This is a genomic window from Neorhizobium tomejilense (assembly GCF_964254135.1).
In the GTDB taxonomy this organism is placed as follows: domain Bacteria; phylum Pseudomonadota; class Alphaproteobacteria; order Rhizobiales; family Rhizobiaceae; genus Neorhizobium; species Neorhizobium tomejilense.
Genome location: NZ_CAXUSO020000001.1, coordinates 4,091,193 through 4,103,351, shown reverse-complemented (window position 1 = coordinate 4,103,351; position 12,159 = coordinate 4,091,193). Strand labels below are relative to the sequence as shown.

General features: G+C 61.0%; 11 protein-coding genes. 1 reads left to right on the top strand and 10 read right to left on the bottom strand.

Translation table 11 applies throughout. The features are described 5' to 3' along the window. The 9 genes from accD to ACSQ3G_RS20160 all read right to left on the bottom strand — a co-directional run bounded on the left by accD (position 1) and on the right by ACSQ3G_RS20160 (position 8,814). The gene (gene accD, locus ACSQ3G_RS20200; RefSeq protein ID WP_105440013.1) at positions 1–897 is read right to left on the bottom strand and encodes an acetyl-CoA carboxylase, carboxyltransferase subunit beta; all 897 of its coding nucleotides are present in this window, start codon (positions 895–897) and stop codon (positions 1–3) included. 39 nt (positions 898–936) lie between these two features. Next, complete coding sequence (gene trpA, locus ACSQ3G_RS20195) at positions 937–1,776, bottom strand: tryptophan synthase subunit alpha (RefSeq protein WP_436111300.1); 840 nt, start codon at positions 1,774–1,776, stop codon at positions 937–939. A gap of 1 nt (position 1,777) precedes the next feature. Continuing rightward, positions 1,778–2,998 (bottom strand): tryptophan synthase subunit beta, encoded by a 1,221-nt coding sequence (trpB, locus tag ACSQ3G_RS20190; protein ID WP_436111299.1) that lies wholly within the window; start codon positions 2,996–2,998, stop codon positions 1,778–1,780. A gap of 11 nt (positions 2,999–3,009) precedes the next feature. Continuing rightward, positions 3,010–3,666, bottom strand: coding sequence for a phosphoribosylanthranilate isomerase (locus ACSQ3G_RS20185; RefSeq protein ID WP_105440015.1), 657 nt, complete (start codon positions 3,664–3,666; stop codon positions 3,010–3,012). 111 nt (positions 3,667–3,777) lie between these two features. After that, positions 3,778–4,707 (bottom strand): IS110 family RNA-guided transposase, encoded by a 930-nt coding sequence (locus ACSQ3G_RS20180; protein WP_436111298.1) that lies wholly within the window; start codon positions 4,705–4,707, stop codon positions 3,778–3,780. 298 nt (positions 4,708–5,005) lie between these two features. Beyond that, entirely contained in the window at positions 5,006–5,767 is a 762-nt protein-coding gene (locus ACSQ3G_RS20175; protein ID WP_046636688.1) for a M48 family metallopeptidase, read from the bottom strand. A gap of 91 nt (positions 5,768–5,858) precedes the next feature. Further along, complete coding sequence (locus tag ACSQ3G_RS20170) at positions 5,859–6,281, bottom strand: DUF2852 domain-containing protein (RefSeq protein WP_046668110.1); 423 nt, start codon at positions 6,279–6,281, stop codon at positions 5,859–5,861. A gap of 147 nt (positions 6,282–6,428) precedes the next feature. Then, positions 6,429–7,712 (bottom strand): polyhydroxyalkanoate depolymerase, encoded by a 1,284-nt coding sequence (locus ACSQ3G_RS20165; RefSeq protein ID WP_436111749.1) that lies wholly within the window; start codon positions 7,710–7,712, stop codon positions 6,429–6,431. Between the two features lie 259 nt (positions 7,713–7,971). Further along, positions 7,972–8,814: a fumarylacetoacetate hydrolase family protein gene (locus ACSQ3G_RS20160; RefSeq protein WP_436111297.1), complete on the bottom strand. Its 843-nt coding sequence runs from the start codon at positions 8,812–8,814 to the stop codon at positions 7,972–7,974. Positions 8,815–8,969: 155 nt separating this feature from the next. Between ACSQ3G_RS20160 and ACSQ3G_RS20155 the strand changes: the two genes are divergently transcribed. Further along, a complete protein-coding gene (locus ACSQ3G_RS20155; protein WP_436111296.1) occupies positions 8,970–9,569 on the top strand; it encodes a nitroreductase family protein in 600 nt (199 codons plus the stop codon). 133 nt (positions 9,570–9,702) lie between these two features. On the opposite strand, the gene gyrB is transcribed toward ACSQ3G_RS20155, so the two are convergent. Then, on the bottom strand, positions 9,703–12,138 hold the full coding sequence (gene gyrB / locus ACSQ3G_RS20150) for a DNA topoisomerase (ATP-hydrolyzing) subunit B (RefSeq protein ID WP_105404813.1): 2,436 nt from the start codon (positions 12,136–12,138) through the stop codon (positions 9,703–9,705). Positions 12,139–12,159 lie beyond the last annotated feature (21 nt).

Sequence of the window (12,159 nt, the reverse complement as noted above, 5' to 3'; positions counted from 1 at the left end):
TCAGGCGCTGAGCGCGATGGGCGCCGGAAGCGCTTCCTGGACAGGCTGCTTTGTCAGCATCTTCAGGATCTTGGCCAGCGTCGACGGAATGTCGTGGCGCTTCACCACCATGTCGACCATGCCGTGCTCCAGCAGATATTCCGAGGTCTGGAAACCTTCGGGCAGCTTTTCGCGCAGCGTCTGCTCGATGACGCGCTTGCCGGCAAAGCCGATTTCGGCCCCCGGTTCGGCGATATGAACGTCGCCCAGCATGGCGTAGGAGGCCGTGACGCCGCCGGTCGTCGGGTTGGTGAGCACGACGATATAGGGCAGGCCCGCTTCCTTCAGCATGTCGACCGCAACGGTGGTGCGCGGCAGCTGCATCAGCGACAGGATGCCTTCCTGCATGCGGGCTCCACCGGAGGCCGGGAAGATCACCAGCGGGCATTTTTCGGTGAGAGCCCGTTCGCAGGCGCGGACGATCGCCTCGCCGGCCGCCATGCCGAGCGAACCGCCGATGAAGTTGAATTCATGCACGATAGCAACGAGCTTCAAGCCCTGGACTTCGCCGAGACCGGCAAGAATCGTGTCTTCCTGCTCGGTCTTGATGCGGCTGTCCTTCAGGCGGTCGGCATACCGTTTCGAATCGCGGAATTTCAGTGGATCCTGGGCGACCTTCGGCTGCGGGAACGCTTCGAAGACACCGCCGTCGAAAAGATCGACAAGGCGAGCCTTGGCCGGCATCTTCATGTGGAAACCGGAAGCGGGGATGACCCACTTGTTTTCCTCCAGGTCCTTATGAAAGACCATTTCCCCGGTTTCCGGGCATTTGATCCAGAGATTTTCCGGAACGTCCCGGTTGGGACGACCGAGCATGGAGTTGATGCGCGGCCGGACGTAATTGGTGATCCAGTTCACTTGGCGTACTCCCGATTAACTCAAGCCTAATGTGGGAAACTATTCGGCGGCAACAAGGCGGGCAGCGCGCACGCCGGTTGCAAGGCCCCGAACCAGGGTTGCGACCGCAGCAACGGTATCCGGACCGGCCTTGCCGTCCTTGGTGAGGCTGCCGGCGATCTGGCTGACGATTGCCGAACCGACAACGACGCCATCCGCCGCAGCACCGATTGCCTTGGCGTGATCCGCAGTCTTGACGCCGAAACCGACGCAGACCGGCAGAGCCGTGTGGCCCTTGATGCGCTTGACGGCTCCGCCGATCAGCGACGGATCCGGAAGGGCCGAGCCGGTAATGCCGTTCATCGAGACGTAATAAACGAAACCCGACGTGTTCTTGAGAACGGCCGGGAGGCGCTTGTCGTCGGTGGTCGGGGTGGCGAGGCGGATGAAGTTGACACCCTTGGCCAGTGCCGGGATGCAGAGCTCGTCATCCATTTCCGGCGGAAGGTCGACGACGATCAGGCCGTCGATGCCGGAGGCGATCACATCATCGAGGAATTTTTCGACGCCATAGACATAGATCGGGTTGTAGTAACCCATCATGACGATGGGCGTTTCGGTGTCGCCTTCGCGGAACCTGCGTGCGAGCTCGAGCGTCTTTGCAAGCGTCTGGCCGCCTTTGAGAGCGCGTTGACCGGCCATCTGGACCGCCGGCCCATCGGCCATCGGATCGGAAAACGGCATGCCGAGCTCGATCAGATCGGCACCGGCATCCGGCAGTGCCTTCATGATGCCGAGCGAAGTCTCGAAATCCGGATCGCCGCCCATGATGTAGGTGATCAGCGCGGGGCGACCCTCGGCCTTCAGGGCCGCGAAACGTTTGTCCATACGAGCGGTCATATCAAAGCTCCATGCCGAGAATCTTGCCGACGGTGAAGATGTCCTTGTCTCCACGGCCCGACAGATTCATCAGGATGATTTCGTCCTTGCCCATCTTGGGGGCGCGCTTGATCACTTCGGCGAGCGCATGGCTCGGCTCCAGCGCCGGGATGATGCCTTCGAGGCGGGTCAGCATTTGGAAAGCGTCGAGCGCTTCGTCATCCATGATCGGCACGTATTCGGCACGGCCGATGGAATGCAGCCAGCTGTGCTCCGGACCGATGCCCGGATAGTCGAGGCCGGCCGAAATCGAATGGCCTTCGAGGATCTGGCCGTCGCCGTCCTGCAGCAGATAGGTACGGTTGCCATGCAGGACGCCAGGCGATCCGGCGGTGATCGAGGCGCAGTGCTCGACGCCCTGGAGACCACGGCCACCGGCTTCGACGCCGACGATCCGGACGCTGTCGTCATCGAGGAAAGGATGGAAGATGCCGATCGCGTTCGACCCTCCGCCAACGGCGGCAATGACCACGTCAGGCAGCCTGCCTTCGGCTTCCAGCAGCTGGGCGCGGGCTTCGGTGCCGATGACCGACTGGAAGTCGCGGACCATTTCCGGATAGGGATGCGGGCCGGCGGCGGTGCCGATCAGGTAATAGGTGTCGTCGACATTGGTGACCCAGTCGCGCAGCGCCTCGTTCATGGCGTCCTTCAGCGTGCCGTGACCGGCGGTGACCGGACGGACTTCAGCACCGAGGAGCTTCATGCGGAAGACGTTCGGCGCCTGGCGCTGAACGTCGGTGGCGCCCATGTAGACGACGCAGGGGAAGCCGAAACGGGCGGCAACGGTCGCGGAGGCAACGCCATGCTGGCCGGCACCGGTTTCGGCGATGATACGGGTCTTGCCCATGCGCTTGGCAAGCAGGATCTGGCCGATGCAGTTGTTGATCTTGTGCGAACCGGTATGGTTCAGCTCTTCGCGCTTGAAATAGATCTTGGCGCCGCCGAGATGTTGGGTCAGGCGCTCGGCGAAATAGAGCGGGCTCGGGCGGCCGATATAATGGGCGCCGAGATCAGCCAGTTCCTTCTGGAAGGCCGGATCGTTCTTCGCCTTTTCCCATTCCCCCTGGAGATCCAGGATCAGCGGCATCAGCGTTTCGGCGACGAAGCGCCCGCCGAAAATACCGAAACGGCCATCCTCATCGGGGCCGGAACGGAACGAATTGGGTTTTGGCGTCTCGTTCACTGTCTACTCCCTCACGCGCTTTTCCGACCCGCATCTGCAACGGCATCGAAAAACGCATCGATCATTCCAAGGTCCTTGATACCCGGCGCACTTTCGACACCGGACGATAGATCGATACCGGTCGCCCGCGTCGATTTGAGGGCGATGGCGGCATTATCCTTGTTCAATCCTCCCGAAAGCATGTAATCCACGCCCTCGTCAAGGGAAGCCATCAGGCTCCAGTCAAAGGAAATGCCGTTGCCGCCCGGCAATTCAGATCCGGCGGGAGCTTTGGCATCGAAGAGAAAACGGTCAGCGACGCCGATATACGCATCGACCCGGTCAAGATCGCCGGCTTCCTTCACGGAAAATGCCTTCATGACCGGCAGGCCGAAGAGCGCCTTGACCTGCAGAACCCGTTCCGGGCTCTCGTTGCCATGCAGCTGCAGGATATCCGGCCGCACCATGGATACGATGTCGTCCAGTTCCTCGTCATCGGCATCGACCGTCACCGCGACGAGCTTCACCCGTCCGCGGACTCGATCGGCAAGGTCTCCAGCAAGGTCCGGTTCCACATACCGCGGGCTCTTGGCAAAAAAGATGAAGCCGATATGCGAGGCGCCCCGCGCCACGGCGCGATCGACAGCCTCGGGGGTCTTCAACCCGCAGATCTTGATATCAGGTTTCATGAGGTGCGGAGTGGCATGAAATTCCGCCGGAGTCGAGGCAAATCATAGCCGAGAGTGCCGCGTTTGAGGCATGGATCCTCGGGTCAAGCCCGAGCAACTGTGTTGTTGGTGTCAAGCTTGGAAGGGTTTTCGGTCCCTCATTGCGGCGTTAAGTGCGACGAGCAACCGTCTTGCTATGGCGATCAGGACAAGCTTTGGAGGTTTGCCGGCATTGCGCATGGCTTGGAATATGCGCTTGAAGGGACCTGACCGACAGGCCGCAAGTGCGGCCATATAGAGCGCGTCGCGGACGCGTTTGCGCCCGCCCCATATGCAGCGTTTGCCGCGCATGGCACCTGAATCGCATGCGATCGGTGCGAGGCCGGCAAGAGCTGCGACGGAACGGCGATCACGACGACCCAGTTCCGGCATATAGGCTAGAAGCACGCTTGCCGTCTGCGGACCGACGCCCGGCGCCGAACGCAGGATCGCCTGATCTTCAGCCAAAGCCTCGACCTGCCTCACCAGGATGTCGATCCGGACATTGATGGCGGCGATCTGCCGGTCGAGCACTTCCATCATCTGTCGCAGGCTCTCGTCGATGTCCCGGCAATGGGGCTGGGCGAGACGGATGCGCTCGCTCTTGCGCATTGCCACAAGTTGGTCGCGCCGCTCGACAAGGGTTCGAAGAACCTGACGGGCTGCGTCAGGCTTGGCCTCGGGAGCCAGAGACATGGTCGCTCCATAAAGGGCAAGCATGCGTGCGTCGACCCGGTCGGTCTTGGCAAGAAAGCCTGCCGCTCTCGCAAACTGGCGTGCCTTGCGGGGATTGGCGCGATGGAAGGCCAATCCCGCCTGATGCAGCTGTCGGCAAAGTGCCCGGTCATAAGGCCCGGTCGCCTCCAGGACGCCGAAGGCCTGATACTCGGCGACAAAGCCGATGAGTGCCTGATGGCCTTGGCTGTCATTGTCAAACCGACGGACCATACCGGCGGGGTGAAGAAAACAATCCAGAAACGACTTGGAAATGTCGATCCCGACGACGCAAGATGGTAAGCTCATGAGACCCATCCTTATCCTGCGGGATCGCCGCGCCAACGGCCTCCCGGTCAACTGTTCGGGTGGAAGCATGTCTAAAGGCGGCGTACCGCGCTCGGGCACGGTCTCTCAGACCAAGGATGACGAAGGTACGCCGCCGGCCTGCTCAGATTCAACTCAAAGCAAAACCAACGCAACAGATAAGGATGACGACGGAGAAGGCGGCGGATGGCTAAGGAGCGGACGGCTGGTGATCGCCAACGGGCGATAACATCCAAGCTCGTCATCCTCGGGCTTGACCCGAGGACCCACAGGCGGTCTCCTACTCGAAGTCGATCGCATGCAGCTGCGAGCCGTGCTGTTTCAGCCATTTGCGCGCTTCTTCCATGCGCGGGCAGAGCTCCCTGCACAGGGCCCAGAATTTTGGGCCGTGGTTCATCTCCTTCAGGTGCGCCACTTCATGGGCGGCGAGATAGTCGATGATCAGAGGCGGAGCCATGACGATGCGCCAGGAAAAGCTGAGATTTCCATCCCACGAGCAGGACCCCCAGCGGCTGCGGGTATCCTTCATGGAGACCGACTTGATCGGCTTTCGGATGGCGGCGGCGTGGCGGGCTACCAGCACTTCGAGATCCTTGCGCGCTTCCTTCTTGAAAAAGGCGGAGAGCCGGCGGCCCATGTGATCCTCAAGGCCACTCACCCTCAGCACCGGTTCGCCGTCGATCAGCACCGCTTCGGTGAGGCCGCGGAGCGTGCCGGTATGTTCGATGCGGTGAGGCACGCCACGAAAGGCGATGCGGCCGCCCGGGCGAATCGCATTGTCCGCGGAGAATTTCGCCAGCTTGGTCAGCAGCCAGCCCTGATGGCGGTCGAGGAAATCGTCGATCTCGCGCTTCAGCAGGCCCGCCGGCACGGTGAGATTGAGCGCGCGGCCGCCGGGTTCGATCCTGAGCGTGATGCGGGTGGCACGGCGGTTTTCCCTGATCGTCAGCGGCATCGCCCGATCGCCGACATCAAGGGTCCGCTTCACCGTTTCGAGCGGTTTCGGTTTGGAGCGGACTGGCTTTTTCAGAAGCGCGAACATGGACCCTTTCTAGCCGATTCCCTTACATAAAAAAGCCGGCGCCTCACAGACGCCGGCTTTCCATCACGTTTCACGTGAATCCTTGGGAGGATCAGAGATCGACAACCGGGTTCTGGCCGGAAGAACGGTTCTGCCGCTCGCGCATGAAGCGATCGAACTCTTCCTGGTCCTTGGCGCGGCGAAGCTCGCGCACATAGTTGTCGAATTCTTCGCGCATTTCGTCCAGCTTGCGGCGTTCTTCTTCGATCCGGTCGATCTCGGTCTTGCGCCAATCGTCGAAGGCTATGTTGCCGGTGGTGAAATGCGTGTTGTAACGGGACTTCGCCCGGCGGCAGCCGGCGAACATGCGATCGGCGCGGTCGTTGGCATCGCGCTTGAAGCCGCGGAGCCTGTCCCCGAAGAGAATATAGGCGAGCATGGCAAGGCCGAGAGGCCAGAAAACGACGAAACCGAGCACCATGAGCGCGATGGTGGCCGGCGTCCAATCCGGACGAATCAATGCTGACTGGTTCATTGGTCACACCCTGATGTTTCAGCGGGTGGCCACATGCCAGCCCGTCTCATCTCGATTTGGTGAGCCCATGATCCGCCTTCAAGAAGACGGATCATTAAATTCAAGAAGATGCTGAAATATAAACCGGAATTCGAAGAACCCGCCGGCTTAGCCGGCCTTGCCGCCCTTTATCACACGCTTGACCGGAGTCTTCTTCGGTGCGGACTTGGCATGTTTCTGGGTGAAGGCGACGATGCGGGGGGCGATCTCCCGACGGAAACGCGAGCCGTTGAACACGCCGTAATGGCCGACATCCGGCTGCATGTAATGCAGGCGCATGTCATCGGGGATATTGGGGCAGATGGTCTGCGCCGCATTGGTCTGGCCGAGACCGGAAATATCGTCGTTCTCGCCCTCGACGGTCAGAAGTGCCACCTGATGGATGAGCTTGGTATCGACCGGTACATTCCGGTGCATCATCTCGCCCTTCGGCAGCGAATGCTTGATGAAGACCGTGTCGACCGTCTGGAGGTAAAACTCCTCGGTGAGGTCCATGACCGCCAGATATTCGTCGTAGAACTCGCGGTGCTTCTCGGCGGACTCGCCGTCGTTCTTGACGAGGTGCTGGAAGAATTCCTTGTGGGCGCTGACATGGCGGTCAAGGTTCATCGACATGAAGCCGGACAATTGCAGGAAACCCGGATAAACGCGGCGCATGAAGCCTGTATGCGGCCACGGCACGTTCATGATGACGTTGTCGCGGAACCATTCGATCGGATGTTTTTCCGCTAGCTTGTTGACGGCGGTCGGGTTGATGCGGGTGTCGATCGGGCCGCCCATCAGGATCATCGAGGCCGGAACCATCGAATCCCGCTGCGATTCCATCACCGCCACGGCAGCCAGAACCGGGACGGAGGGCTGGCAGACACCGATGACATGGGCGCCGGGGCCGATCGCGTGCAGCATCTCGATGATGTAGTCGATATAATCGTCGAGATCGAAGCGGCCATCGGTGATCGGCACCATGCGGGCGTCGATCCAGTCGGTGATGTAGACATCGGCGCTTGGCAGCAGCGCTTCCACGGTGCCGCGCAGCAAGGTCGCATAATGGCCGGACATCGGCGCGACGATCAGGATCTTCTGGTCCGGGGCACGGCCGGCCGGCAGATCGCGGCGGAAATGCAGGAGATTGCAGAACGGCTTGTTCCAGACGATCTCTTCCGTCACCTCGACAGTCTCGCCGTCGACGGTCGTGAACGGGAGATCGAAGGCCGGCTTGCCATATCGGCGCGTCACGCGCTCGAAGACTTCAAGGCCGGCGGACAGCGTCCGGCCCATCGTCGTATGGGAAAACGGATTGAGCGGGTTGGAATAGAAGAAGTGCATGGCATCCGCGGCAGCGCGGACCGGAGCCATCGCGGCGTGGTTCATCTCGTAGAACTGATAGAACATCGAGGTGCTACCTTTCTTGATTTCCGACAGCGCATTCGACAGGGGCATCGAACCGATCGGTTCAGGAGCAGCGTGGGGATAGGCTAGCACTTTTCTATTGCGGTGCAACATTATGGGGGATACCGGCTGAATTGGCCAAGAGGAAGGCGGAACCGCAGATCATTCTGCTGTCTTGAGAATGACATGTAAGCCTTAAAGTTCCACCTTCCAAGCCTGGTTAAGGACTCATGCCCGCCGGCGGGCATGAGTCCCCGATCATTTAGATATCGGCGACGAAGGTCTGGCGCTGGGTGCCGAGGCCATCGATGCCGAGCTCGACGACTTCGCCAGGCTTCAGGAAACGCTGCGGCTTCATGCCGAGGCCGACGCCCGGAGGCGTGCCGGTGGAGATGATGTCGCCCGGATGCAGCGACATGAACTGGCTGAGGTAGGAGACGAGATAACGGACGCCATAGACCATGGTCTTGGTGGAGCCGTTCTGCATCTTCTCGCCATTGACCGTGAGCCACATGCCGAGGTTCTGCGGATCGGCGATTTCGTCCTTGGTGACGAGCCAGGGGCCGATCGGGCCGAAGGTGTCGCAGGACTTGCCCTTGGTCCACTGGCCGGAGCGTTCGGTCTGGAAGGCGCGTTCGGAGACGTCGTTGGTCAGGCAGTAGCCGGCGACATAATCCATCGCATCGGCTTCCGAGACATATTTCGCAGTCTTGCCGATGACCACCCCGAGCTCGACTTCCCAGTCGGTCTTCTGGGAACCGCGCGGGATGACCACGTCGTCGTTCGGGCCGACGATGGCGGAGGTCGCCTTCATGAAGATGATCGGCTCCGGTGGTACGGTCGCGCCGGTTTCGGCCGCGTGGTCGGAATAGTTGAGGCCGATGCAGATGAACTTTCCGGTGCCCGCGACGCAGGCGCCGATGCGGGTCGGCTGCAATTCGGGCAGGCTTTCCGGATCGAGAGCGGCGATCTTGGCAAGGCCTTCCGGGGAAATGGCAGGCCCGGCAATATCGGCGACATGGCCGGACAGATCGCGGATCTTGCCCTTGTTGTCAAAAAGTGCCGGCGTTTCATGGCCCGGCTCACCAATGCGCATCAGTTTCAAAACATGATCCTCCATTTAAGCGAGGAGGTTTATGGAACATGCGTCCCGGCTTGTCACGCCCGTTTTCAGTCCACCAGAAGTCTGTTGCCAAGCAGGTCGGTGGGCCTATTGTTAGTCCCAAATCTACTCCCGGCCTGCAATTTCGGAGAATGCCCATGACCAGCAGCAACACCCGCGATTCGGAGTTTCCGATCGATACCTTCTTCCTCGACCGCTGGTCGCCGCGGGCGTTTACCGAGGAAACGATCGATCAGGCGACCATGCTGACGATCCTCGATGCTGCCCATTGGGCGCCCTCCTCCGGCAACAACCAGCCCTGGCGTTTCATCTATGCGCTGCGCGGAACGCCTCATTTTCCGGTGCTCGTCGACATTCTTTCGCCGGGTAATCAGCGCTGGGCGCAGAACGCGGCAGCGCTGATGATCGTTGTCTCGAAGACCTATCGCGTCGCGAGCAATGGCGAGCGCCGGCTCGCCTACACCCATTCCTACGATACGGGTGCTGCCTGGTTCTCGGTGATCTGCCAGGCGATGAAACTCGGTTATCACGCGCATGGCATGGAGGGTTTCGACAAGGAAAAGGCCGTCGAAGTGCTGGGCATTCCGGAAGGTTACCGGGCCGAGGCAGCGGCTGCGATCGGCCGCATCGCGGACCGGAGCACGCTTCCCGACGACCTTGCCGAGCGGGAGTTTCCAAGCAAGCGCAAGCCGGTTTCGGAGATCGCCTTCGAGGGAAAATTCACCGGAGAGCCCTGAACGCCGGCGATGCCTCGAAATTGTTTCACGTGAATCCGTATCCACAGGAAAGATTCACGTGAAACATTTTCGAACTGGACAAACAAAAAAGCGGCGGCCCCAGGGACCGCCGCTTTTTTGTGAAGCTTCAACGTCAGATGTCGAGGTTGGCGACGCTCAGCGCGTTTTCCTGAATGAACTCGCGGCGCGGTTCGACTTCGTCGCCCATCAGGCGCGAGAAGAGACCGTCGGCATCGGTCGCATCGTTGACCCTGACCTGCAGCAGCGAGCGGACGTTCGGATCGAGCGTCGTTTCCCAGAGCTGCTCGGCATTCATCTCGCCGAGACCCTTGTAACGCTGCATGGAAAGACCCTTGCGGCCTGTCGCGAAGATCGATTCCAGCAGCGCGCGGGGGCCGGACATTTCCTGCTGGCCATCCTTGCGAGTGAGGACCGGCGGGGTGCGATAGATTTCCTGCAGGCGCGCCGTCATCTGGTCGATATGGCGGGCATCGGCCGAACCGATCAGTGCCACGTCTACGGAGGCGACTTCCTTGACGCCGCGCACCATGCGCTCGAAACGCAGGCCGCCTTCGTCCGTCACATGGCCGGTCCAGCCGCGTTCGGTCTCTTCGGCGATCATGTCCAGGCGGCGGGCGACTTCGTCGGCAGTCTGCTGGGCCCGTTCGCGGTTGTCGGTCAGTTCCGGATTGAGGGCACCGGCGATCGCGGCCTGTTCGATGATCGAGCGGCTGTAGCGGGAATGCAGGCCTTCGACCAGGCTGCGCAGGCGCAGCGCATCCTGGATGACTTCGCGCATATCCTGGCCGGCACGCACTTCGCCGGAACCGAGCGTCAGCGTCGCCTCTTCGAGGCCCATGGTGATCAGGTATTCTTCCAGGGCGACTTCGTTCTTCAGGTACTGGATCGACTTGCCGCGGCTGACCTTATAGAGCGGCGGCTGGGCGATGTAGATATGCCCGCGCTCGATCAATTCCGGCATCTGGCGGAAGAAGAAGGTCAGAAGCAGGGTGCGAATATGGGCGCCGTCGACGTCGGCGTCCGTCATGATGATGATTTTGTGGTAACGCAGCTTGTCGGCGTTGAACTCGTCCTTGCCGATCGATGTACCGAGCGCGGTGATCAGCGTGCCGATTTCCTGGCTTCCGAGCATCTTGTCGAAACGGGCCCGTTCGACGTTGAGAATCTTGCCGCGGAGCGGGAGGATCGCCTGGTTCTCACGCGAACGGCCCTGCTTGGCGGAACCGCCGGCGGAATCGCCCTCTACGAGGAACAGTTCGGACTTGGCCGGGTCGCGCTCGGAGCAGTCGGCGAGCTTGCCGGGCAGCGAGGCGATGTCAAGTACGCCCTTGCGACGGGTCAATTCACGGGCCTTGCGGGCGGCTTCGCGGGCGACGGCCGCCTCGACCACCTTGCCGACAAGGATCTTCGCTTCCGTCGGATGCTCTTCAAACCAGGTGCTCAAGGCTTCGTTCATCAGGCTTTCGACCACAGGCCGAACTTCCGACGAAACGAGCTTATCCTTGGTCTGCGATGAAAACTTGGGGTCGGGCACCTTGACGGAAAGCACGGCTGTCAGGCCTTCGCGGCAGTCTTCTCCCTGCAGCGTGACCTTTTCCTTCTTGGTGATGCCGGAACTATCCGCGTAGGACGTCACCTGGCGCGTCAGGGCGCCGCGGAAGCCGGCCATATGGGTGCCGCCATCGCGCTGGGGAATGTTGTTGGTGAAGCAGAGCATGTTTTCGTGGTAGCTGTCGTTCCACCACATGGCCACTTCGACCGTCATGCCGTCCTTTTCGCCCTTGATGCTGACCGGCTTTTCGACCAGCGGCTTCTTGGAGCGATCGAGATAACGGACGAAGGCTTCGAGACCGCCATCATACAGCATCTCCTCTTCCTTGACGTCCGGCTTGCGCTTGTCCGTTAGCCGGATTCTAACGCCGGAATTCAGGAACGCCAGTTCGCGCAGACGATGCTCGAGCGTGCCGTAGTCATATTCGGTCATCGTGAAGGTTTCGGAGCTTACGAGGAAGGTAACCTCGGTTCCGGAGCGACCTTCGTATTCGCCGATGACCTTGAGCGGGCCGTCGGCAACGCCGTGGGTGAAGGAGATTTCGTGGAGCTTGCCGTTGCGGCGGATGCGCAGCTTCAACCAGACGGACAGCGCGTTGACGACCGAGACGCCGACGCCGTGCAGACCGCCCGAGACCTTGTAGGAATTCTGGTCGAACTTGCCGCCAGCATGGAGTTGGGTCATGATCACTTCGGCAGCCGATACGCCCTCGCCGGTGTGAATATCGGTCGGGATACCGCGGCCGTTATCCGTCACGGTGACGGAGCCGTCCGCGTTGAGCGTGACGGTCACCAGGTCGGCATGGCCGGCCAGCGCCTCGTCGATCGCGTTGTCCACGACTTCGTAGACCATGTGATGCAGGCCGGAGCCGTCGTCCGTATCGCCGATATACATGCCGGGCCGCTTGCGCACTGCATCGAGGCCCTTCAGAACCTTGATCGAGTCGGCACCATATTCGGCACTCGCGCCATTGTCGCTGACGGGTGTATCGGTCATCAAGTATCTTCCAATTCGTTT

Excerpts from the sequence above, each read along its gene's own strand:
- ACSQ3G_RS20175 (WP_046636688.1), bottom strand. The coding sequence starts at position 5,767 with ATGTTCGCGCTTCTGAAAAAGCCAGTCCGCTCCAAACCGAAACCGCTC.
- trpA (WP_436111300.1), bottom strand. The coding sequence starts at position 1,776 with ATGACCGCTCGTATGGACAAACGTTTCGCGGCCCTGAAGGCCGAGGGT.
- ACSQ3G_RS20180 (WP_436111298.1), bottom strand. The coding sequence starts at position 4,707 with ATGAGCTTACCATCTTGCGTCGTCGGGATCGACATTTCCAAGTCGTTT.
- ACSQ3G_RS20170 (WP_046668110.1), bottom strand. The coding sequence starts at position 6,281 with ATGAACCAGTCAGCATTGATTCGTCCGGATTGGACGCCGGCCACCATC.
- ACSQ3G_RS20165 (WP_436111749.1), bottom strand. The coding sequence starts at position 7,712 with ATGTTCTATCAGTTCTACGAGATGAACCACGCCGCGATGGCTCCGGTC.
- ACSQ3G_RS20185 (WP_105440015.1), bottom strand. The coding sequence starts at position 3,666 with ATGAAACCTGATATCAAGATCTGCGGGTTGAAGACCCCCGAGGCTGTC.
- gyrB (WP_105404813.1), bottom strand. The coding sequence starts at position 12,138 with ATGACCGATACACCCGTCAGCGACAATGGCGCGAGTGCCGAATATGGT.
- ACSQ3G_RS20155 (WP_436111296.1), top strand. The coding sequence starts at position 8,970 with ATGACCAGCAGCAACACCCGCGATTCGGAGTTTCCGATCGATACCTTC.